Origin of the sequence: Bacillus sp. FSL K6-0255 (assembly GCF_045040725.1) — a bacterium.
Taxonomy (GTDB): domain Bacteria; phylum Bacillota; class Bacilli; order Bacillales; family Bacillaceae; genus Bacillus; species Bacillus subtilis.
Map to the genome: position 1 here is coordinate 2,976,232 of NZ_CP150278.1, position 23,306 is coordinate 2,999,537.

The following is a 23,306-nucleotide window of genomic DNA, read 5'->3' on the forward strand; positions in this document are numbered from 1 at the left end:
CACATTTACGAGACAGATCTGGGTTCCCCTTTATTTTTCCAACATAAATCACATCATTTACTAAATATTTAGTAAATATTATGAAATATTTCGAAAACAATTATTGTAACCGCTTACTTTTATATGATAGTATCAATTTATCAAAAACAGATGAGTTAATATTTTACTAAATAGATGAGAGGGATACCCATGGTTCGTATTAAAGATATCGCCTTGAAAGCTAAAGTTTCCAGCGCAACTGTGTCCAGAATTTTAAATGAAGATGAGTCGCTTTCTGTTGCGGGCGAAACGAGACAAAGAGTCATCAACATCGCTGAAGAACTTGGTTATCAAACCGTTGCCAAACGCCGAAAAGCCCGCGGGCAAAAACAGCGGGCCCAGCCGCTGATCGGCGTGCTGAGCTGTCTGTCCCCTGACCAGGAAAGGCAGGACCCTTATTTTTCTTCCATTCGGAAAGGGATTGAAAAGGAATGCTTTGAACAGGAAATTTTTATTACAAATTCGATTCATCTCGGCTCCTTTCAGGAACATATCTTTCGGGAATTGGATGGTGTCATTGTCATTGGCCGTGTTCATGATGAAGCGGTTAAGCATATCAGCGGAAGGCTGGAGCATGCCGTTTTTATCAATCATTCACCAGATCCGCAAGCATACGATTCGATTGGAATCGATTTTGAATCGGCTTCACGCCAGGCGATTGATCACCTTTTCGACTTAGGCTACAAACGGTTAGGCTACATTGGCGGACAAGAAAAAGAGCATACGCTGAAGGACGGCCAAAGCATTCGCAGAACGATTGAAGACAAACGCCTGACCGCTTTTTTGGAGTCAGCCGCCCCCCAGCCTGAGCATGTGCTGATCGGAGAATACAGCATGCGTGAGGGCTATCGCCTGATGAAGAAAGCAATCGATCAAGGCCATCTGCCGGAAGCGTTCTTTATTGCCAGCGATTCTATGGCGATCGGCGCATTAAAAGCGCTGCAGGAAGCCGGACTGCAAGTGCCGCGGGATACTGCAATCGTCAGCTTTAACGGCATTGAGGAAGCTGAATTTGCCAGCACGCCTTTAACGACGGTGAAGGTATTCACAGAAGAAATGGGCCGGACAGGCGTAAAACTGCTGCTTGACCGTCTCAATGGCCGAACGCTTCCTCACCATGTCACCCTGCCTACAACATTAATCGTAAGACAAAGCTGCGGATGTACAGCAAAGGAGGTGACATAAGCAAAGATTCATCACGATGATAAGGAGGAAAAGATGAAACACACTTTTGTTTTATTTCTCTCTCTTATTCTGCTTGTTCTGCCCGGGTGTTCAGCAGAGAAAAGCTCAGCAGATACCGCAAAAAAGACGTTAACCATTTATTCTACAATGTCAACCGACAGTGAAAGAGATACGTTCAGAAAACTGGCAGCAACATTCGAAAAGGAACACAGTGACATTCGTGTCAGCCTTCATTTCCCAGGCAATGACTATGAAAATATGATGCGTGTCAGAATGGCGGCCAATGATTTGCCAGATCTATTCGATACACATGGCTGGGGGAAAATCAGGTACGGAGAATATACAGCGGATCTCCGGGATATGGAATGGACTCAAGATCTTGATCCTAATTTAAACAGCATCCTCAAAAATAAAAGCGGAAAGGTGTATGCCTATCCGGTCAATCAGGCAAAAGACGGCCTGGCGTATAACCGCAATATTTTAGACCGTTACGGCATTGCTCCGCCGGAAACCATGGATGACTTTATCAAAGCACTGAGAACGATTAAAGAAAAGAGCAAGGGAAGCATTGTTCCCTTCTGGTTTGCCGGATATGACAAAAGCTCATTCGCTCAATATTACGACCAATTCGCTACACCTCTTCTCATCACAGACCCTGCCCATAATGAAAAAAAACAGCTCATCAACGGCACTTTTCAATGGAGTAAATTCACTTATTTATCAGAAATCCTCAAACAAATGCAGAAAGAAAAATTAATCAATATCGACGCCGTCACGGCAAAAAAATCACAGCTCATTGAATTAATGGCCCAAAACAAAATCGCCTTTACAATGCAAGGCGGCACACTCGGCCAAGACATTGCCCAGATCAATCCGAACGTCAAGGTCGGCATTATCCCGACACCTGCCATCCATCCCGGTGATGACCCGATATGGATCGGCGGTGAACGCTACACCCTTGCAGCATGGAAAGATTCGCCTCAATTAAAAGAGGCAAAAGAATTTATCGCATTTATGGCCCGCCCGGCCAATGCCAAACAAATGGCTGAAGCCACATCGCTTCCTTCAGGGCTGACGAATGTGAAAGCTGATATTTTCTACGCAAACGATTATGAGCATTATCAAGATATCAAAGTCGAGCCTTACTTTGACCGTTTATACTTGCCAAACGGAATGTGGGATGTCCTAGGCACGGTCGGGCAGGAGCTGGCGGCTGACATTTTGGCGCCTCAAGACATTTCGCAGAAGCTGGGAAGAGAATATAAACGACTCCGGGAGCAATCGGAAACACAGGGAGCTGAAAACAATGAGTGAGATCGCAAGGGACGTTCATGTGAAACAGGTTAAGCCAAAAAAGCAGTCCTCACTTTGGTGGATGTACATTCCTGCTTTGCTCTCCGTTCTGGTCTTTATGATTTATCCATTTGTGAAAGGCACATTGATTACCTTTACAAACTGGAACGGCTTTTCACAAGTTTACCAATGGGTTGGATTCGCGCAATATGAAAGGCTGTTTTCTGATCCTGACACTTGGCATATCTTAAAAAACACTCTGCTTTACGGACTTGGCAGCACCTTTTTTCAAAATGTTGTCGGGCTTCTGTACGCTCTGCTCTTAAATCAAAGCATTAAAACGAAAGCGGTAACAAGAACAATTGTATATTTGCCGGTGATGATCAGCCCGCTCATTATGGGCTACATTTGGTACTTTTTCTTCTCCTATGACGGAGGCGCGCTCAACGATTTGCTCGGGGTCTTCGGCATCAGCCCTATTAATGCGCTCGCCAGTCCCTCGCTCAATCCATGGATCATTGTCATGATTAACACCTATCAATATGTCGGGATCGCTATGGTTGTCTACTTAGCCGGTCTGCAAAGCATTCCGAAAGACTACTATGAAGCGGCGCAAATGGATGGCGCGAAACAAGGGCAGCAGTTTTTTACCATCACGCTGCCGCTGTTAATGCCCTCCATTACCATTAATATGGTCATCAACATTATCGGAGGCTTAAAGCTGTTTGACGTCATCATTGCACTCACCGCAGGCGGCCCCGGAAATGCGTCACAATCCATGTCCACGTTTATGTATGATTTGTATTTCAAACGGCAGGATGCCGGCTATGCCGCAACGCAAGGCATATTTATGGCATTTGTCATTTTGATCATCAGCTTTTGCGCGCTTGCGTACTTTAAAAGAAAGGAGACGGAAATGTCATGAGAGCCGCCCGTACAAAAAGCATGCGGATCATTACGCTTCTTGCAGCCATTGTGGCCTGTGCGCATTTTATTCCTTTTTATATCCTGCTGACCACTTCATTGAAAGCAAAAGGAGACTACAGTTCGAAATGGATATTTCCAGCCGACATCTCCTTTCATAATTTTTCAGAGGCGTGGGAGCGCGCTTCGCTAGGTAACTCTTTTATAAACACCATGATCATCACAGGTTTTTCTGCCTTGTTATTAATTATATTCGGCTCACTTGCCGCCTACCCGCTTGCCCGGCGGGAAACGAAACTGAATAAAGTCGTTTTTGCCTTGCTGATTTCCATTATGATCATCCCTCCGTTAACGTCCATGGTTCCTTTGTACCGAATGGTCGTGGACGCCGGAATGATCAATACACACGCAATCGCCATTTTCATCAATACAGCGGCTTACATGCCGTTAACCGTATTCTTATATTCAGGCTTTATCCGATCGACCATTCCAAAAGAGCTTGAAGAAGCCGCAAGAATTGACGGCGCAGGCATGCTGAAAATCTTTTTTACGATTGTGTTTCCTCTGCTGAAGCCGATCACTGCGACCATCTGTATCATTTCTTGTGTCTTTATTTGGAACGACTATCAATTTGCCATTTTCTTTTTACAAGATCAAAAGGTTCAGACATTAACAGTAGCCATGGCAGGTTTTTTCGGAGAAAACGCAAACAACCTTCATTTAGTTGCCGCAGCGGCACTTATGGCAATGCTGCCGATGGTTGTTCTGTTTTTGGCGCTGCAAAAATACTTTATTGCCGGCCTGTCTTCCGGAGCGGTAAAGGGTTAACATTAAAGGAGGAAGCAATATGAAAAAGATTACATTTATCGGTGCAGGGAGCACGATTTTCGCCAAAAATGTTTTGGGAGACTGCCTGTTAACAGAGGCACTGAATGGATTTGAGTTCGCTCTTTACGACATTGATCCCAAACGCCTGCAGGAATCCCAGCTCATGCTCGAAAATCTAAGAGACCGTTATAACCCAAGTGTGGCCATCAACAGCTATGATGACAGAAAACTCGCCTTGCAAAACGCAGGCTATGTCATCAATGCGATTCAGGTTGGAGGATACAAACCGAGCACAGTCATCGATTTCGAGATTCCTAAACGGTATGGGCTGCGCCAGACGATCGCCGATACAGTAGGCATCGGCGGGATATTCAGATCTCTCAGAACAATCCCGGTCTTAATTGATATCGCAAAAGATATGGAGGAAATGTGCCCTGACGCATGGTTCTTAAACTATACAAATCCAATGGCCACTCTTACAGGCGCCATGCTCCGCTATACCAATATCAAAACAATCGGGCTCTGCCACAGTGTTCAAGTGTGCACGAAGGATTTATTTAAAGCTCTCGGAATGGAGCATGACGGAATTGAGGAACGCATCGCAGGCATTAATCATATGGCTTGGCTTTTGGAAGTCAAAAAAGACGGCACAGATTTATATCCAGAAATCAAAAGGAGAGCGAAAGAAAAACAAAAAACAAAGCATCATGATATGGTGCGGTTTGAATTAATGGATAAGTTCGGCTATTATGTCACGGAATCGTCCGAACATAACGCAGAGTATCACCCATACTTTATTAAACGGAATTACCCTGAACTGATCAGCGAGCTGCAAATCCCGCTCGACGAATATCCGAGAAGGTGCGTCAAGCAGATTGAAAATTGGGAGAAAATGCGGGATGATATCGTCAATAATAAAAACCTTACGCACGAACGCTCAAAGGAATATGGTTCAAGAATTATAGAAGCAATGGAAACAAACGAACCATTCACCTTCGGAGGAAACGTCTTGAATACAGGGCTGATCACCAACCTTCCTTCAAAAGCGGTTGTGGAAGTGACATGCGTCGCCGACAGAAAAAAAATTACACCGTGCTTCGCCGGAGAACTGCCTGAGCAGCTTGCAGCCTTAAACCGAACGAATATTAATACACAGCTGATGACAATCGAAGCGGCTGTCACACGAAAAAAAGAAGCGGTTTACCAAGCTGCAATGCTTGATCCGCATACAAGCGCGGAGCTTTCCATGAAGGACATCATCTCCATGTGTGACGATTTATTTGCAGCACACGGCGATTGGCTTCCGGAATACAAATAAAAACTAGGGGACCGCTCTCCCCTAGTTTTTTGGTTTTGTTTCGCCTTCCCAGGCCATCATGCCGCCTTCAACATTGACTGTTTTAAAGCCTTGCTCATCCAGGTACTTGCAGACGTTCATACTGCGCATTCCTGAGCGGCAGATAAATACGTACTCTTTGTCTTTATCAAGGGTTTCCATTTTTTCAGGAATTTCCCCCATGCGAATATGAACGGCTTGCGGGATCATGCCTTCCGCTACCTCTTCATCTTCTCTGACATCAATTAAATATAATTCTTCGTCCGCCTCAATTTTTTCTTTCAAAGCGGCTGTGCTGATTTCTTTTATTTCCAAAGAAAACACTCCTATTCACAGTGATCATGTTCAGTATATCAAAGTCAGCTGAACGATTGCTATTCTGAGACTGATGAAAAAAATCCCCTTTTGGCAAAGGGGATTTTTTCTAGGCTTAGTTTGCCACAATATTGACAAGCTTCCCAGGCACCGCGATGATTTTCCGAATCGTTTTGCCTTCAAGCTGCTCTTTGACCTTTTCATCTGCTTGAGCAAGCTGTTCCAGCTGTTCTTTCGTTGCATCGGCAGGAACCTGTAATTTCGCTTTTACTTTTCCGTTCAGCTGAACAACGATTTCAACTTCATCATCCACAAGTTTTGTTTCATCATATACAGGCCAAGCTTCGTAGGCAATTGTGCCGGAATGGCCAAGCTTCTCCCATAGCTCTTCCGCTAAGTGTGGCGCGACAGGAGAAAGAAGCTTCACGAAGCCTTCCATATATTCTTTCGGCAGTTCTGTTGCTTTATAAGCTTCATTAATAAAGACCATCAGCTGGGAAATACCCGTGTTGAAACGAAGGCCTTCATAATGGTCTGTGACTTTCATAACCGTTTCATGATAGACGCGCTCCAATGTTTCACCAGCGCCTTCAACGATTTTGCCATTAAGCTCACCGTTTTCTTCAACAAATAGGCGCCATACACGGTCAAGGAAACGACGCGCACCGTCTAATCCTGATTCAGACCAGGCGATTGAAGCATCAAGAGGCCCCATGAACATTTCGTACAATCTCAGGGTATCAGCACCGTGAGAGGACACGATTTCGTCAGGGTTGACAACGTTCCCTTTAGATTTACTCATTTTTTCGTTATTTTCACCGAGAATCATTCCTTGGTTGTACAGCTTTTGGAACGGTTCTTTCGTCGGCACTACACCGATATCATAAAGGAACTTATGCCAGAAGCGGGCATACAGAAGGTGAAGCACGGCATGCTCTGCACCGCCGATATACATATCGACCGGAAGCCATTTTTCCAATTTTTCTGGTGATGCCAGCTGATCCGGATTGTGCGGATCAATATAGCGCAAGAAATACCAGCAGCTTCCCGCCCATTGCGGCATTGTATTCGTTTCTCTTCTTCCTTTTTTCCCTGTCTCAGGGTCTGTGACTTCCACCCACTCTTTAATGTTCGCAAGCGGTGATTCGCCCGTTCCGCTCGGTTTGATTTCATCCGTTTTCGGCAAAATCAGCGGCAGCTCCTCTTCAGGGACAGCTGTTGACGTTCCGTCTTCCCAATGAATGACCGGAATCGGCTCGCCCCAATAACGCTGGCGGCTGAAGAGCCAGTCACGAAGACGGTACGTCACTTTCTTCTCACCGTTTTTCGTTTCTTCCAGCCAAGCGATCACTTTCTCAATCGCTTCCTGTTTGTGAAGGCCGTTCAGGAAATCAGAGTTCACGTGCTCGCCGTCGCCAGTATAGGCTGCTTCCTCAACGTTCCCGCCTTTTACGACTTCCTTCACCGGAAGGCCGAATGTTTTGGCGAATTCAAAATCACGCTCATCGTGTCCAGGAACTGCCATGACAGCACCTGTTCCGTATGATGCAAGAACATAATCCGCAATCCAAATCGGCAGTTTTTCTCCGTTTACAGGATTGATCGCATACGCTCCTGTAAATACGCCTGTCTTTGTTTTCGCAAGATCTGTGCGTTCTAGGTCACTCTTTGATTGAATTTCTTTGATATAAGCTTCAACAGCTTCTTTTTGCTCTGCCGTTGTGATGTTTTCCACCAATGCGTGTTCCGGGGCAAGGACAGTGTATGTAGCGCCAAACAGCGTATCTGGTCTTGTTGTAAACACCGTAAAGGAATCATCATGTCCATCTATAGCAAAATGAACGTGAGCGCCTTCCGAACGGCCGATCCAGTTGCGCTGCATATCTTTAATGCTTTCCGGCCAATCAAGCTCTTCCAAGTCCTCAAGGAGCCTGTCCGCATAAGCGGTGATTTTCAGCATCCACTGCTTCATTGGGCGTCTCTCTACCGGATGGCCGCCGCGTTCGCTCTTGCCGTCAATGACTTCTTCGTTGGCAAGAACAGTACCGAGCGCAGGGCACCAGTTTACAGGCACTTCGTCAACGTAAGCAAGGCCTTTTTCGTATAGCTTTAAGAAAATCCATTGCGTCCATTTATAGTATTCAGGGTCAGTCGTATTGATTTCGCGATCCCAGTCATATGAGAAGCCAAGCGCTTGAATTTGGCGGCGGAAGTTATCAATATTCTGCTTCGTAAACACAGCGGGGTCGTTCCCTGTGTCAAGCGCGTATTGTTCAGCTGGCAGGCCGAATGCGTCCCAGCCCATTGGATGAAGGACATCATAGCCCTGCATGCGCTTCATGCGGGACAGAATATCCGTAGCTGTGTATCCTTCAGGATGGCCGACGTGCAACCCAGCTCCAGACGGGTAAGGAAACATGTCCAGCGCGTAGAATTTTTGTTTTTCATTATTATCAAGAGTGGCAAATGTTTTGTTTTCAAGCCAATATGTTTGCCATTTCTTTTCTATCTCTTTGTGCTGAAAACTCAAAGTAAAAACCTCCTTCTGATTGAATACGGCGTGTATGGTTCAAGTATTGACGGGAAGGAGAGGATTATTCAGAATATTCCCAAACTAAAAAAAACTCCCTCATCCCTAAAAGGGACGAGAGACTTTCGTTTTCCCGCGGTACCACCCTCGTTAGCGCGGCATACGCCGCACTCACTTGATACTTTTAACGCAGTTATGCGTCAGCGGCTTTTCACCGCTGCAACTCTGAGGTGAGTTCGGAAACAAACTTGATTGACTTTCACCAGCCGTCAACTCTCTGCAACAATATCTGTTTCTTACTGCTTCTCTTCATTGTTCTTATCGCAACCGTAATCTAACTGTATTTTATAGAATTCTGTTCATAAGTGCAAGCAGGTTTGTATACAATGGGAATGTACCCTGAACGGGCGGAGATTGAGGACAATTATTCGGGTGGAGTTTTGGTTTGACGTTTGGACTCGGCCGGTTCGCCGCCGCTGTTCAGTTCTCTCACAAAGTCAAAACTTCTGAGAACAGCTTCACCGCCGTAGCCTGAGATAATGGATAAGATGACAAGTTGAATTCCTGAATCGGGGTCAGCGGATAATACAAGTAAAATGGAAGCCGTCATGCCGATAAACCAATCTTCCAAAAATCCAAGGTAGATAAACCGCTTCGTCATTCTGGGCTTCTCCAGCCTGCCTCTCTTTTTCACATGACCGAGAATCCCCATGATTCCTCCAATTACACAAGCAATGAGTACCTGATGCAGCATCTTCATCATCACCTTCCTAAAGCCCTTATTTCGTAAAGCGACTTCAGGCCATCCAGCCCCCTTAAACGATTCCGATGATTTTCGATATCTACATACCGGCAAATCTGTAAAAAGCTTGTTTCTTCCATTATATGTGAACACATGATCGGTAAGCTTGATGCATTGGATTCATTTTTCACCCAGTGACATTGACCTAGTCACCTATTTAGCATGTAGAAAACCTTTCCGTTCATATGTTCAAATTCTGTTCTTATTTTTAGTGTATACGAGGACAAGCCCTAATGACAAACAACAAACTGCACTTGCTTGAATCAGAACATGTGTTGTGCTACGGTTACTGTAGAATTCATTTTAAAAAGGGGAATATCAGGCTTTCGCATAGCAAGCTGACGGCCTAAGGGGGATTTATATGGCTAGTTTTCAATCATTTGGGATACCAGGACAGCTGGAAGTCATCAAAAAAGCGCTTGATCACGTGCGAGTCGGTGTGGTAATTACAGATCCCGCACTTGAAGATAATCCTATTATCTACGTAAATCAAGGCTTTGTTCAAATGACCGGCTACGAGACCGAGGAAATTTTAGGAAAGAACTGCCGCTTCTTACAGGGGAAACACACAGATCCTGCAGAAGTGGACAACATCAGAACCGCTTTACAAAATAAAGAACCGGTCACCGTTCAGATTCAAAACTACAAAAAAGACGGAACGATGTTCTGGAATGAATTAAATATTGATCCAATGGAAATAGAGGATAAAACGTATTTTGTCGGAATTCAGAAAGACATCACCAAGCAAAAAGAGTATGAAAAGCTTCTCGAGGATTCCCTCACGGAAATTACTGCACTTTCAACTCCTATTGTCCCGATTCGCAATGGCATTTCGGCTCTTCCGCTAGTCGGAAACCTGACAGAGGAGCGATTTAATTCCATTGTTTGCACATTGACGAATATCTTATCAACATCCAAAGATGATTATTTGATCATTGATTTATCCGGATTGGCCCAAGTGAACGAACAAACGGCCGACCAAATTTTCAAGCTGAGCCATTTGCTGAAATTGACCGGAACTGAGTTAATCATTACCGGCATTAAGCCTGAATTGGCCATGAAAATGAATAAACTGGATGCCAATTTTTCGTCGCTGAAAACATATTCAAATGTAAAGGATGCCGTTAACGTGCTTCCGATTATGTAAAAAGATCCCGCTCATCCGGCGGGATCTTTCAGATTGTTGACAAAATCCTAAAATGGTTTTCATTTTAGGATTTTGTCATCTTTTCAGCGTGATTGAAAACCCTTGAAGTCTAGGAAGGACGAGCATAGGAGCGGAGCGAATGTTCTAATTCGTGAGCACCGAAGCGCAGGCCTGACAACGAATGCGAGGGTTTGTCGACACGCTGAAAGATCCCGCTCACCCAGCGGGATCTTTTATTATGAAGAGATTGATGCCTGCTTATTTGTTTCTTTAGCTGATTTTATCCGTTTGTCATATAGAAGCGTTGTGGCAATACTGATCAGCAGCAATACCAACAGAGATAAAACAAGAGCCCTAATGCCGTAATGATCGACAAGCACTCCTCCGAACAGGGGACCAATCATTCTGCCGCCTGTCGCCGCACTGTTGACAAAGCCTTGATAAAAGCCTTCTTTCCCTTTAGGGGCAAGCTGATTGGCAATAGTCGGCACAGCAGGCCAAACAAGCATTTCTCCGATAGTCAGGATCACCATCGCAGCGAGAAACATCGGAAATTGCTTTGCAGTCAGCAGCATGCTGAAAGACACAATAAAAATGATAAAGCCGATGACCATTTGCGCTTTTAGCGACTCGGCCCATTTTTTCACCACAAAACTGACGAGCGGCTGGCCGAGCACAATGAGAATTCCGTTAACCGTCCACAGCACGCTGTATAAGGAAAGAGATATTCCAATGCTTTGTGTGTACGAAGCAATTGTGGTTGACCACTGAGAATAAGCCAGCCATCCGAGTACATAGCCTCCGCTTAAAATGATCAGTGCGGCAAATTTTGCTTTGCTGTTCACAGCATCATAATCAAGCACGGATGTTTGGGATGCATCGCCCGTTTGAATATTTCGAAATCCGAAATATACAATAAAGAAAAAGATCAGATACAATACGGCATTTGCCAAAAATACATATGAAAACGAGAAAGATGCCACGACACCGCCAAGCGCTGAACCAACGGCCACGCCCGCGTTTTGCGCGACATATATCGCATTAAATGCCTTCCTTCCCCCTTCAGGCCATACCGATCCCGCCATTGCGTAGCTTGCCGGAAAAACAACACCGGAGCCAAAGCCCACAATCGTCAGCAGCACAATATAGGCTGGCCAATCATGAAAAAAGACAAGACCCATCAGGCTTGCTAACGTAATGGCTATCCCAAGCATAATCGATTTAAAACCGCCGATTTTATCAAACAAAAAACCTCCGCATAAATTGCCAGCCACACTGGCGCCGGAATTCAGCATCAGGACAAGTCCGGCTACTGTTAACGACTTTCCTAAATGATTATGGATATAAATCGTATTCAGCGGCCATAAAAAAGAAGCACCCGTCACATTGATAAACATTCCAATGACTAAAATTTTAAGAGCACGCGGCATACTCATCCCCCTTTCTTACCTAAAAAAGCTCATGAAAAAAACGAAACCTAAAACGGCTCCGTACGAATCCAGTTATCATAGCACATTCATTCTATCTGTCTCTCTCACATTTTTCAACTGATGAGCGTGAAAAAATCTAACAAATATTGTTTGAAAAATGTAAAATAAATAGAAAAAGGGGTCATATTATGGAAATGGTATTAGCATTCTTAGGTTTTCTGGCATGTCTCATTGCACTGGGCTATGGATTATATCACCTTGTCAGATATGTACTGAAAAAGGAAAAACGTTTCTCAAAGAGACTTTTTTGGCCGCTTTTCATTGGAGGCCTTGTGCTGCTCTTTACCGGGGCAGCATTGGCAGAACCTGACACTGCCGCAGCAAATGCCGAGAAAAAATATTCAGCGCTAAACGCCGAATATAAAAACCTCACAAAAGAGCACGAAGAACTTGAGAAAGAATATAAATCTGTCAGCTCTGAAGCAAAGAAATTAAAAGACAACAAAGAAGATCAAGACAAGCTTGAGAAGCTTAAAAACGAAAATAGCGATCTAAAAAAGACTCAGAAATCATTAAAAGCTGAGATTAAAGAGCTTCAAGAAAATCAAAAGCAGCTCAAAGAAGATGCAAAAACGGCAAAGGCTGAAAATGAAACACTTCGACAAGATAAAACAAAGCTTGAAAATCAATTAAAAGAGACGGAAAGCCAAACCGCCAGCTCTCATGAAGACACTGGAAGTTCTTCAAACAATACAAGTAAAAGTGATGAAACCAAAACAGCTGACAAAGCAGAAGGCTGTAATATCAAAGGAAGCAGAAACGGCATCTACCACACGCCAGGCAGTACATACTACGACCGGACAACCGATCCGGCTGAAATGTTTTGCTCAGTTGAAGAAGCTGAAGCCGCCGGTTATCGGGCGCCAAAACGATAAACAAAAAGCTCCAGAATGTCTGGAGCTTTTTCTGTTTCACAACGACGATTTAATGACCTTCTTATAATAAAGAACTGACAGAAAACCAAAAATGGAGTAGAGCGCAGTATATAACACCATCACCATAATCATAGGCGCCCATACCTCTGATCCGAATAAGAACCAGCCGGATTGGACGGCAAAGTAACTGTGGAAGAGGCCGACAACGAGCGGAATGCCGAAGTTGTACATTTGTTTGATGCGTATCCCCTTTATCAGGTCGCCCTGCGTAAAGCCGAGTTTTCTTAAAATTGTATAGCTCGGTTTTTCATCTTCACTTTCACCCATTTGTTTAAAATAAAGGATACAACCTGATGTAATCAGGAACGTTAACCCTAAGAAGCCGACGATGAACATCACCATACCAAACAGTGATTTTTGCGCAGCGCTTGTATCTAGTCTTGATAAATGCTCGTTTTTCTTGTTCACCTGTTGAAAAAGCTCATTTGCTTTTTCCATTTGATCGTCATGTTTCACATTGACGCCGATAAATGTAGATTGCGCCAGCTGAATGCGGGGGTCTTTATCCTTGTCCAGCTGTTTAAACAGGCCGTCATCCACAATGACAGCGGGCATGCCCCCGCTTGTAAACGTGTAGGACACAAGAAACTCTTCTCTTAATCCTTTATATTTTAATGGCTGCGTCTCGTGCTTGCTTTTTACTTTAATAACACCAGAGTCCTTGAAAACCATTATTTTTTGCAGCAAGTCGGTGTATCCTGAGAAAACGGCTTCTCCAGCCGCCACATCGACTCCTTTTACATCTTTGTCGCTAACAACAGCAAGCTGCATATTGCCGGGATCGCCCTGCATCTCTTTCGGAGTTCCATCCATAATATTTGCAATGTCAACATTTGCTTGCAGGACAGGTGTTGCCTTTTTTACAAACGAGATGTTGCTTTCCCTCAATTTGTTTTCAAATAACTTGGCATCTTTCTCATTCATGAATGAAAAATCAGCCGCTACATTTTGTTCAGCGGTCTTTTCCGACGAGTAATACGAGATGTAAGCAAGAGATAACAGCCCGATGGCGAGCGCTGAAACGGTTGTAATAATCGTCAGCAGCAGCGCATTCGATTTCATTCTGAACATGATCGAAGACAGTGACAGAACCTCAGAAATATTTAAGTAGCCGCCCTTGCTTTTTCGAATGATATTCGAGATAAACGTAACTGATCCTTTATAAAACAAAAACGTCCCGATAATGACGCTCCCCAGAATGAAGCTCATCGCAACAAACAGTTCATTAATGGTCTTAAATTTTCCGCCAAACAGCTCAGAAGACACATAGTATCCTGTCAAAATCAACACGATGCCTAAAGCGCCGATCAGCATTTGGAAAAATGATATTTTCTTCACTTTGTCTTCAGTGGAGGACGTTACTTTAAACAAAGATAAAATACTCTGTTTTTTGATAAACGTATAATTCATGATCATGATCAAAAGGTAAATGCCGCAGAACACAATGACCGTTTGGACCAAGGCCTGCTCAGAAAAATGCAGTTTCGCATCCGCTTTGACATCGACAATTTTGAACAGAATCATCAAGACAAGCTTCGATATCGAAAACCCGGCCGCTACCCCGATCGCTAATGAACCGAAATACAGCATGACATTTTCTGCACTTAAGATGCGAAAAATTTTATGCTTCGTCATTCCAATTAATTGAAACAGCCCGATTTCTTTACTCCGTCTCTTAATAAAAATCGTATTGGCATATAAAATGAAGATCGCCACTACAGCCACAAGCAAAATCGAAGCGGTTTTAATAGCCGCGACTCCCTTGATTGAAGCCTTCACTTCGTTAATTGCTGGATCATACTGCAGCGTGACAAAGGCGAAATAAAGCGCCACGCTAAAGATGAGCGCAAACACATACAAATAGTAATTCCGGAGATTCTTTTTCAAATTTCGCAGGATGAGCTGATTAATGTTCATGCTGCACCCCGCCTAACACGCCTTGCGTTTTCATAATATCCTGGAAAAACGTTTGCCTGTCCTGGCCCCCTTTATTCAGCTGTGTATACATTTGCCCGTCCTTAATAAAAATGACTCTGCCGCAGTAGCTGGCAGCGACGGGATCATGGGTAACCATAATAATCGTCGCGTTGCGTTTTTGATTGAGCTGGCTCAGCTTATTTAATAGATCGGAGGCCGATTTCGAATCGAGCGCGCCGGTCGGTTCATCAGCGAAAATAATGCTCGGGTCATGAATAAACGCTCTTCCAGCGGATGTTCTCTGCTTCTGGCCGCCGGAAATTTCATTCGGGTATTTATCCCGCAATTCATATATTCCCAGTTCCTTGGCAACTTCCTCAAACTTGCGATTGGCTTCCTTTTTTGATAGTTTCGTGATCGATAAAGGCAGAAGGATATTCTCTTTCACTGTCAATGTGTCTAACAAATTGTAATCCTGAAAGATAAAGCCTAAATGCTGTTTTCTAAATTCAGCCAGCTGCTTTTCCTTCATAGCCGTCATGTCATTTCCATTAATATGAATGGTTCCGTGACTGACCTGATCGATTGAGGACAGAACGTTGAGCAAAGTGGTTTTTCCCGACCCGGAAGCACCCATAATACTGACGAATTCGCCCTTTTCAATGTGAATATCGATGCCCTTCAGCACTTCCTGTTTATTCAGCTTGTTTCCATAACTTTTTCGAATTTTATTCGCTTCTAAAATCACCATTTACGCAGTCTCCTTTATATTGGATAATCTCATTATAAAAAGGAATGCCGGGCTTTTCCTTCGATACGGCGAACAAAAAAGAAAAGCATGTGACATTTTCGTCACACGCTTATGACATGTTCAAATTGATTCCGTATTGGAAAGGTTAATGTAAAAACTGTTCCCGCACCAAACTCCGACTCAACATCAATATGGATCAATAACGGCGCCGCTGCTTTTTTTGCCAAGTACAGCCCCATGCCAGTTGACGCTTGATCATGGTGATCCGTTGTGGATGTAAACCCTTTATCAAAAATACGCGGTACATCTTTTGGATCAATGCCCCTGCCACAATCTTTCACTTGGAGCTGCGTCTGTTCCCCTTTTTGAAAGCTTTTGATCTCGATTTCAGAGGCTTCGCTGTATTTCACCGCGTTTGTCAGCAGCTGCCTGATGATAAACGCCAGCCATTTTGCATCGCTCAGCACTTCTTTGGCCTCGAGCTGTATGTCAAAACCGATCCCTTTTTGGATACACCACGATTGTAAATCTTTGATTTCTTTAAAGATCAAAGGCTGAAGCTGAATGAATTCTACTGACAGGTCGTTTTCAATAAATGAAATGCGTTTTTGATGAAGCTGCTGATCAAGAAGCAGGTGAATACGCAGCCATTCATATGACAGCTGGGATTTCAGTGCTTTTTCTTCCATTCTATCAATGATTAAATGCATCGCTGTTAATGGAGTTTTGACCTCATGGATCCATGCCATCAGCTCATCTTTTTCATTTTCCAATGCTAAGCGATGCCGTGCTGCGGTCTGCTTCAAGTGTTCTGTTTGCCCGGCAATGCTTCTTTCAACCATTGCTTCAAACGGCGTTTCCGGTTCATTTATGGCTGTCACATCGAGATTGTTCTCCCATGTTTTCAAGCTTTTATAAAACGCTGTTTCTTTCCGATAGCGGAACCAAAGGAATATGATAAAAAACAAGATGCACAAATACACCATATAAAGTACATTCCCAAATGATATGGAAGGATCGACAAAAGCAATGAACAGCATCAAAGCCTGCTGAAACAAAAACGCGGCAATCCAGCTCCGCCTTTCGATAAGGAATGCTTTAATCATAGAACTTGTCCTCTTCCTTCGCGATGTAGCCCTGGCCCACCTTTGTCTCGATATATGCACCAAGCTGCAGGGCGTCCAGTTTTTTTCGCAGGCGATTGACATTGACGGTCAGCGTATTATCACTAACAAAACGCTCATCGTTCCACAAGCTTCTGATCAGCTCTTCCCGGCTGACGATCTTGTTTTTTTGCTCTATTAATTGTTTTAGAATGAACATTTCATTTTTGGTCAGTTCAACAGATCCTTTGTCATTGCTGACGAGGTTCTGCTCCGCGTCTACAGCAGCGCCGCACCACGTTTTAATCGTACTCGGCTCCGTATTATAATGGTGCACACGCCGGAACATCGCTTGGATTTTCGCGATCAGCACATCAAAATGAAATGGCTTTTGAATAAAGTCATCTGCCCCGAGCTGCATGGACATCACCATATCAGCAGGATGATCCCGGGAGGATAAAAAGAGAATCGGAACATTTGACCGGGAGCGGATCAGACGGCACCAATGAAAGCCGTCAAATTTAGGCAGCTGCACATCAATAATGACACAATCAGGATTAACCGCCGCAAATTCCTGCAGCACCTGACTGAAATCCTGAATGCCGTATACATCATAGGACCATCCCGTTAAACGATCCTTGATTTCATGAAACAGCGATTCATCATCTTCAATCAGCAAAAGTTTAAACAATCGACTCACCGCACTTTTTCCTTTTTTATCAAGTGTATAGCAAAACGCCAGCATGCGCTATAGAAAAAGCCGGCTGTCTCAGCCGGCTCGTTCGCATTATAATTCTCTTCTCAACGCTGTCAGCACGTTGGTTTTGGTAGCTTTTCTCGCCGGGTTCATTCCGGAAATGACTGCGACCCCTCCGCAAATCACAACGGCAATGATCACAAGGCTCGCCGGGATGTAGGAGAATGTGTAATTCAAATCGCCCGCATCGCCACCGCTTGTGGCCGCAAGAATCATCGGAACGGCCAGGTTGACAAGGTAGCTCACGCCGTAAGAAATGATAATCCCAATCACACAGCCTAAAATTCCGATATACGCGCTTTCCATCAAGAACATTCGGCGAATGATTGACGGGCTCGCCCCAATCGCTTTCATAATGCCGATCTCTTGCGTTCTCTCTGTCACCGCCATCGTCATCGTGTTAAAAATGCCGATCGCTGAAATGATAACTGCGATACATCCGACAAAGATCAGTCCGATTTTGAAGACCATGAAGAAGGTATTGGCTCCCTCAAGTTCAGTAGTCACTGATGTGACATAGTACCCGTCATCTGTTAGATCATTTGTCAGCTGTTCCACATTCTCAAACTTATCAGCAAAAACACCAATGTTCGTTTCAACATTTCCGCCTTTGAAATCTAAGAATTCCGAAAAATCTTTTTTGAATTGATCACTGATAAAAATATTTGAGTCCTCCATCCAGTCTTGAGATGGTTTTTTTGTAATACCGACAATTTTAAAGTCATATGTTTTTGTTTTTGTAACATCCCCTGTTTTAGAATCTGTCTTCGATACACTTAGTTCAATTGTTTTATTTAGAATATCTTTCGTATAGCCCTTTGGTTCTTTTATATCTTCTGGATTTCCTTTTGCTTCCTCGATTTTTTTGTTATATTCTTCCGATTCTTTTTTCGTTAATAATCTCTTTGCGAAGTCGTATCCTACTACGATTTCATTTTCCGACTTTGCGACTCTTCCCTTTTCCAATTCCATATTGGCCTTTAATTCATCATTCATATTAGTAAAAATGAGATTTGAGCTTTCATTTGTACGATTGCCTAAAGTAGCTTTGTTTGGTTCATACACTTGCGTTCTTTCTACAACTGACCTTACGTGATCATACTTCTCTAAATCAGCTTTTTTAATCGGCTTGTCTCCTTCCTTGCCCATTACGCTGACTTTCGTTACAATCTGCTGGCTCATTGTCATATCTGTAATCGTCTTTTGAATCCCAAATCCAACGGACGACAACACAACCAAAAACGCACACGCCATTGTTGTCGCCAGAATCGTCATAAAGACGCGAAGCCTGTTTTTCTTCATATTTCTTCTGATAAAATGAACCTGATCCTTAAACCTCAACGGTAATTCCTCCTTTTAGCACACCATCATGAAGCTGAAATTTTGAATGTCCGATAGAAGCGACTTCATCATCGTGAGTAATGATCACAAATGTAATGCCACGCTCACGATTCAGCTGCTGGATCAATTCCAGCACTTCATGTTCCGTTTCTGAATCAAGGCTTCCCGTCGGCTCATCCGCTAAGATAATCGAAGGATTTAAAATCAATGCTCGAGCAATACTGACACGCTGCTGCTGGCCGCCTGACAGTTCATTCGGATAATGAGCGGCGTGGTTTTCCAGACCGACGCGTTTCAGCATGTCCTGCACCTTTTGCTTCCGCTCAGATGGCTTGATTCCTTTTAACGCCAGCGGCATTTCCACATTCTCATACGTCGTTAAACCCGGGATGAGCTGAAAACTTTGGAAAATAAAACCAAAATGGTCAAGCCGAAATTGCGCCCATTCCTTTTCATTAAACCCCGTAACATCAGTGCCATTAATGACAATCCGCCCTTTTGTCGGCGATATGTAGCCGGAAATCAAATTCAAAAGCGTTGATTTCCCTGAGCCGCTTCGCCCGACAATACAGGCGATCTCACCTTTCGCCACACGTAATGAAACATCCTTCAATACTGGAACTTCATTCTCACGGCCCTTTTTTCCGATCGTGAAAGAATGGTCGATATGCTGAACATCAATCATATGTTCTCTCTCCCTTACAAAAGTTTCATTTTTTTATAAATCGCAAAATAACTAATCAAGAAACCGATTACCGCACCTGTACCCATGCCAATGAGATAACCTGCAAAGCTCTCGCTTGCCGTAAATCCAAAATAGCCGAAGCCCATGATTCCTATGATAATAACGATGATCTGCACCGGGCGGTTAAGCGGCTTCCATAAGAAGAAATATCCGTTTCTTTCATTAGACAGTTTGACAAAGCTAATATAGCCGATAATGTAAAAAATGATAGTCATGATAGCCGGAATGACTAAATAATATGGTGAATTCTCAGCCCATTTCGAGTCTACATAAATTATCGGAATGAAATACTGCACCCATTTAGGTACTGGACCATGGATAAAATCTATTGATCCGCCAAAAAGGATCTCGAGGTTGATCGCAGGCAGGCTGATGAGCAAAAATGGCGAAATGGCCACGGTAAATGAGACTAGAAGCTGTGCGAAACTATTGCCTGTCAAAGCTCCTCCGGCCATAACCAAAGAATAAGCCAGCATGCTAACAATAATCATTCCCAAGCTGTAGTTGTGAAAATAAACGGCCTGATCAGGCTTCAAAAGTATGATCAGCAAAACAGATAAAACATAACCTATGAGTTGCGGTATCACAATCACCATTCCGCCAGTAAGGAACTTTGCATGAAATATCTGCCCTCTTGTATACGGAAGGCTTAATGTAAAATCAAAAAAGCCCTTGCTTCGTTCAATCCCTAGCTGGCTGACCGCCAAAACGACTCCCCAAATCCAAAACAATGAGATAAATGAGCTGTTTAAATAATCAACGCTGAATACGCAGGGGCCGACCCAATTTTCTTTTCCAGTGACACAGCCTTGATAGATGAGATACATATTTAAAATTGATAATGGATTACCCAATATAAAAACCAAAATGGTGATAACTAAGGCGACTTTATTCTGCCGCCACTCTTTGTAAAGCAGTCCGGAATCCGGCAACTCACTTCCATCCAAACCTATGGCATTTCTTACACTTTTGTTTTCTTATAAATAGAGAAGTAGCTCACAAAGAATCCAGCCACTGCCCCAATGATCATACCCAAAATATAACCAATAATGGAATGTCCGGTATAGTATCCAAATAAACCAAATCCAAGGATGCCGAAAGCCATAACCAGAATTTGCACCGGACGGTCTAATCTGTTCCATAAGAAAAAGTGTCCGTTTCGTTCACTGGGATGCTTTTTGAAGCTTATCAAACCAATCAAGTAAAACAGAATGCTCATGGCAGCTGGAATCATTAAAATATATTTACTATCGATAAGCCAGTCACTTGCAACATAACCAATGGGCACAAGATATAATAAATTGCTCGTCAGAGAGAAATACACCTCCGGGGAAGGGAACATTTCCCATATATTCACACCAAAAACAACTTCAAAGTTTCCAACCGGCAATGCAACAATTAAATACGGCAATACCGCAGCAGCAAATGCCGTTAATAACTGGGCAAAAACATTCCCCGTTAATGCACCAGCAGCCATCAACAAACAATAAGCCATAAAACTAATCACAATTACTCCAACGCTGCTGTGCTCAAAAAAGTAGACGTGTTCAGGGTTATAGACAAGAATCAGCAGCCACGCAAATAAAAAGCCAATTAATTGCGACAGCACAATCACAAAACCGCCTAACCAAAATTTCGTCTGAAAAATTTGGCTTCTGTTATATGGGAGGCTTAATATAAAATCCATCGTGCCTTTCGAACGTTCCATTCCGAGGAAGCAGACCGCCAAAATGACCCCCGGCACCCAGTTGATATCTATTAGATTGCTCCTATGATAATTCACAATAAATTCACAATATTGCGGGTCTTGATGAGCCAGACACCCTTGATAAGACAAATACGTATTAATGATAGAAAGCGGATTTGCCAGCACTAAAAACGCAATACTTAGCAAAATCACCACTTGATTCTGTTTCCACTCTCGATAGAGGAGACCTCGGTCTACCATCTCCGCTTCCCTCCAAACTTCGCAATGAACACTTCTTCCAGGTTGACAGGAAGCTCATTCCATACTTTTGGCTTCAGCTCTCTCAAAAAGCTCTTTTTCTCCTCATCGCTTTTCGGTATCAGCACTGTGTAAAACACGCCGGCCTGATCGAGCATCGGAATGTTTTGCTCTCTGATGGCCAGATTGACATCTGTGTCAAACGCCATTTGTATTTTGATGTATTCTTCTTTTAATTCATCAAGATCCATGACGTTGGTCAGCCTGTTATCTTCAAGAAAGCCAATTCGGTTGCACATCCGCTCTATGTCTTCAAGCCGGTGGGACGTAATCAGGATACTCGTATCACGCTCTGCCACTTCATCGACCATCAGCTGCAGCACATCATGTCTAGTTACCGCATCAATACCATCCGTCGGCTCATCAAGGAGGATCAGCGCCGGTCTCGCCGCAAACGACAGAACGAGCGACAGCTGTTTTTTCAAGCCTGTCGACAGCTCACGGTATTTTTTCGTTTCTGGAATTTCGTATCTGTTCATCAGTTCATTCGCGTACGTGACATCAAATTTCGGATATATTCTTCTCAGGATATCAACAAGCTGCTTGTATGTATACTTGTCGTAAAAAGGATTTTGAACAGGCATGTAGATGATATTTTGTTTGACCTTCGGGTGCTTTTTGATTTCTACGCCGTCAAATAAAATCGTTCCGCTGTCAGCGAAAATGATTTGCTGGATTAAGCGAAGCATCGTCGTTTTCCCTGATCCGTTGCGTCCAAGCAATCCAAAGATTTCTCCTTTTTCGATTGTTAATGAAACATCTTTTAATACTTGATTGCCGTCAATCGCTTTTGACAGCTGCCGTAGTTCAATCATTTTTTTTGCCTCCCTTCACATCAGCGCTGATTTCCTTTATCCATTCGTGCAGTTTTTCCAGCTCAACCCCTGCATAGTGTGCATCGATGATGAGCTGTTTGAGTTGCTCTTTAATCATCGTCATCTTCCCTTCAACCAGTGTCGTTTTTGCATTCTCCGATATATAGGTCCCTCTGCCCCGCAGCGTTTCAATAATCCCCTCTCGCTCAAGTTCTTTATACGCTTTGCTGACAGTGTTCGGATTCGCAATAATGATCGTTGCCAATTCTCTGACAGAAGGAAGCTTATCACCAGGCTTCATGATCCCTTTCAAACAAAGCTCTTTCATTTGCTGAATAATTTGTTCGTAAATGGGTGTTGAGCTTCTTGGATCGATTTGAATCATTTACTTCCCTACTTTCTATACGATCTGAACCTTTTATAGATAAAAATGATCAATTATACTTTTTTGCCATTCAAAACCGATCATCACGAGAACAAGAAAAAAAGAACAAGCGATCACAGATGCCGCAATCAGCATTGGCACGTTACGTTTGTTTCGTTTTTTATGTTTCATAACTGCCTCCCTTAATGTCAATATATAAATGATTTTATATTAGTGTCTATAGTGTATTACTTCAATTAGTACACTTAATACAATAAATACTTTGACTCACAAAGTCAATCCTTTTTTTACAAAAAAACGGACCCTTTTAAAAGGGTCCGTTTTCCTACACATCAAGAGGGTGCTGCAGGATCATATTATTTTGCAAAGATTGAAGCTGAAGCCTCATTCTGTACAGCTGTTCTCTCTGCTGATCATTTGACGACAGCCATAGCTTATTCAAGGCATTTACCGCATCTTCAAGCTGCATTTGTGCATCACTATATTCTTGATCGTTATAATGCTCTTGTTTAGAAGCGATTTTCAGCTGTTCTTCAGCATAATCATAGGCCTGCATACATTGCTGGAGATGTTCATCTACTGATTGTCTTGTTGCCACAGTAACCCCTCCTCTTGGTAATGGAAATCATCCATCATTCATATTGTAGCCTCATCTGACTTTAT

23 protein-coding genes and 1 other annotated feature are annotated in these 23,306 nt (G+C 43.4%); of the genes, 7 read left to right on the forward strand and 16 right to left on the reverse strand.

Going from position 1 to position 23,306, the window contains the following annotated elements:
* Positions 1-189 precede the first annotated feature (189 nt).
* The 5 genes from MHB62_RS15535 to melA are packed head-to-tail and all read left to right on the forward strand — an operon-like array spanning position 190 to position 5,587.
* A complete protein-coding gene (locus tag MHB62_RS15535) occupies positions 190-1,224 on the forward strand; it encodes a LacI family DNA-binding transcriptional regulator (RefSeq protein ID WP_032722363.1) in 1,035 nt (344 codons plus the stop codon).
* Between the two features lie 33 nt (positions 1,225-1,257).
* Positions 1,258-2,538: an ABC transporter substrate-binding protein gene (locus tag MHB62_RS15540; RefSeq protein WP_032722364.1), complete on the forward strand. Its 1,281-nt coding sequence runs from the start codon at positions 1,258-1,260 to the stop codon at positions 2,536-2,538.
* A complete protein-coding gene (locus MHB62_RS15545) occupies positions 2,531-3,442 on the forward strand; it encodes a carbohydrate ABC transporter permease (RefSeq protein WP_015251409.1) in 912 nt (303 codons plus the stop codon). The genes MHB62_RS15540 and MHB62_RS15545 overlap by 8 nt, the downstream gene beginning before the upstream one ends.
* Positions 3,439-4,269: a carbohydrate ABC transporter permease gene (locus MHB62_RS15550; RefSeq protein WP_032722365.1), complete on the forward strand. Its 831-nt coding sequence runs from the start codon at positions 3,439-3,441 to the stop codon at positions 4,267-4,269. The genes MHB62_RS15545 and MHB62_RS15550 overlap by 4 nt, the downstream gene beginning before the upstream one ends.
* 19 nt (positions 4,270-4,288) lie before the next feature.
* The gene (melA, locus tag MHB62_RS15555) at positions 4,289-5,587 is read left to right on the forward strand and encodes an alpha-galactosidase MelA (protein WP_003229179.1); all 1,299 of its coding nucleotides are present in this window, start codon (positions 4,289-4,291) and stop codon (positions 5,585-5,587) included.
* Positions 5,588-5,608: 21 nt separating this feature from the next.
* On the opposite strand, the gene MHB62_RS15560 is transcribed toward melA, so the two are convergent.
* The 3 genes from MHB62_RS15560 to MHB62_RS15570 all read right to left on the reverse strand — a co-directional run bounded on the left by MHB62_RS15560 (position 5,609) and on the right by MHB62_RS15570 (position 9,210).
* Entirely contained in the window at positions 5,609-5,920 is a 312-nt protein-coding gene (locus MHB62_RS15560; protein WP_015714554.1) for a rhodanese-like domain-containing protein, read from the reverse strand.
* 115 nt (positions 5,921-6,035) lie between these two features.
* Positions 6,036-8,450, reverse strand: coding sequence for a leucine--tRNA ligase (gene leuS / locus MHB62_RS15565; protein WP_015251406.1), 2,415 nt, complete (start codon positions 8,448-8,450; stop codon positions 6,036-6,038).
* A 107-nt stretch (positions 8,451-8,557) separates the two neighbouring features.
* Positions 8,558-8,772, reverse strand: a binding site (T-box leader).
* Between the two features lie 102 nt (positions 8,773-8,874).
* Positions 8,875-9,210 (reverse strand): DUF4257 domain-containing protein, encoded by a 336-nt coding sequence (locus MHB62_RS15570; RefSeq protein ID WP_003246114.1) that lies wholly within the window; start codon positions 9,208-9,210, stop codon positions 8,875-8,877.
* 403 nt (positions 9,211-9,613) lie between these two features.
* Here MHB62_RS15570 and MHB62_RS15575 point away from each other — a divergent pair, with 403 nt between their 5' ends.
* Positions 9,614-10,399 (forward strand): blue-light photoreceptor, encoded by a 786-nt coding sequence (locus tag MHB62_RS15575; protein ID WP_032722366.1) that lies wholly within the window; start codon positions 9,614-9,616, stop codon positions 10,397-10,399.
* 236 nt (positions 10,400-10,635) lie between these two features.
* On the opposite strand, the gene MHB62_RS15580 is transcribed toward MHB62_RS15575, so the two are convergent.
* A complete protein-coding gene (locus tag MHB62_RS15580) occupies positions 10,636-11,829 on the reverse strand; it encodes an MFS transporter (protein WP_004398741.1) in 1,194 nt (397 codons plus the stop codon).
* A gap of 188 nt (positions 11,830-12,017) precedes the next feature.
* Between MHB62_RS15580 and MHB62_RS15585 the strand changes: the two genes are divergently transcribed.
* Positions 12,018-12,764: an LMBR1 domain-containing protein gene (locus MHB62_RS15585; protein WP_003229141.1), complete on the forward strand. Its 747-nt coding sequence runs from the start codon at positions 12,018-12,020 to the stop codon at positions 12,762-12,764.
* Positions 12,765-12,800: 36 nt separating this feature from the next.
* Here the strand turns inward: MHB62_RS15585 and bceB are convergent, their stop codons facing one another.
* The 12 genes from bceB to MHB62_RS15645 all read right to left on the reverse strand — a co-directional run bounded on the left by bceB (position 12,801) and on the right by MHB62_RS15645 (position 23,241).
* Entirely contained in the window at positions 12,801-14,741 is a 1,941-nt protein-coding gene (gene bceB / locus MHB62_RS15590; RefSeq protein ID WP_032722367.1) for a bacitracin ABC transporter permease BceB, read from the reverse strand.
* Complete coding sequence (bceA, locus tag MHB62_RS15595) at positions 14,731-15,492, reverse strand: bacitracin ABC transporter ATP-binding protein BceA (RefSeq protein ID WP_003229137.1); 762 nt, start codon at positions 15,490-15,492, stop codon at positions 14,731-14,733. Before bceA ends, bceB begins: the two co-directional genes overlap by 11 nt.
* 101 nt (positions 15,493-15,593) lie before the next feature.
* Positions 15,594-16,598 (reverse strand): two-component sensor histidine kinase BceS, encoded by a 1,005-nt coding sequence (bceS, locus tag MHB62_RS15600; RefSeq protein WP_004398652.1) that lies wholly within the window; start codon positions 16,596-16,598, stop codon positions 15,594-15,596.
* Entirely contained in the window at positions 16,591-17,286 is a 696-nt protein-coding gene (gene bceR, locus MHB62_RS15605) for a two-component response regulator BceR (RefSeq protein ID WP_004399109.1), read from the reverse strand. The genes bceS and bceR overlap by 8 nt, the downstream gene beginning before the upstream one ends.
* A gap of 96 nt (positions 17,287-17,382) precedes the next feature.
* Positions 17,383-18,693 (reverse strand): ABC transporter permease YtrF, encoded by a 1,311-nt coding sequence (gene ytrF, locus MHB62_RS15610; RefSeq protein WP_004398682.1) that lies wholly within the window; start codon positions 18,691-18,693, stop codon positions 17,383-17,385.
* Positions 18,683-19,378 (reverse strand): ABC transporter ATP-binding protein YtrE, encoded by a 696-nt coding sequence (gene ytrE, locus MHB62_RS15615; protein WP_014477726.1) that lies wholly within the window; start codon positions 19,376-19,378, stop codon positions 18,683-18,685. The genes ytrF and ytrE overlap by 11 nt, the downstream gene beginning before the upstream one ends.
* A 14-nt stretch (positions 19,379-19,392) precedes the next feature.
* Positions 19,393-20,370 carry an ABC transporter permease YtrD gene (gene ytrD, locus MHB62_RS15620; protein WP_032722368.1) on the reverse strand — a complete coding sequence of 326 codons (978 nt, stop codon included), beginning with the start codon at positions 20,368-20,370 and terminating at the stop codon, positions 19,393-19,395.
* Positions 20,371-20,399: 29 nt separating this feature from the next.
* Entirely contained in the window at positions 20,400-21,386 is a 987-nt protein-coding gene (gene ytrC / locus MHB62_RS15625; RefSeq protein ID WP_015714563.1) for an ABC transporter permease YtrC, read from the reverse strand.
* A complete protein-coding gene (gene ytrB / locus MHB62_RS15630; protein WP_003229123.1) occupies positions 21,380-22,258 on the reverse strand; it encodes an ABC transporter ATP-binding protein YtrB in 879 nt (292 codons plus the stop codon). The genes ytrC and ytrB overlap by 7 nt, the downstream gene beginning before the upstream one ends.
* The gene (ytrA, locus tag MHB62_RS15635) at positions 22,251-22,643 is read right to left on the reverse strand and encodes a GntR family transcriptional regulator YtrA (protein ID WP_003229121.1); all 393 of its coding nucleotides are present in this window, start codon (positions 22,641-22,643) and stop codon (positions 22,251-22,253) included. The genes ytrB and ytrA overlap by 8 nt, the downstream gene beginning before the upstream one ends.
* A 33-nt stretch (positions 22,644-22,676) precedes the next feature.
* Positions 22,677-22,814 (reverse strand): hypothetical protein, encoded by a 138-nt coding sequence (locus tag MHB62_RS15640; RefSeq protein ID WP_003229119.1) that lies wholly within the window; start codon positions 22,812-22,814, stop codon positions 22,677-22,679.
* A gap of 154 nt (positions 22,815-22,968) precedes the next feature.
* The gene (locus MHB62_RS15645) at positions 22,969-23,241 is read right to left on the reverse strand and encodes a YtzC family protein (RefSeq protein WP_003229117.1); all 273 of its coding nucleotides are present in this window, start codon (positions 23,239-23,241) and stop codon (positions 22,969-22,971) included.
* Between the last annotated feature and the right edge of the window lie 65 nt (positions 23,242-23,306).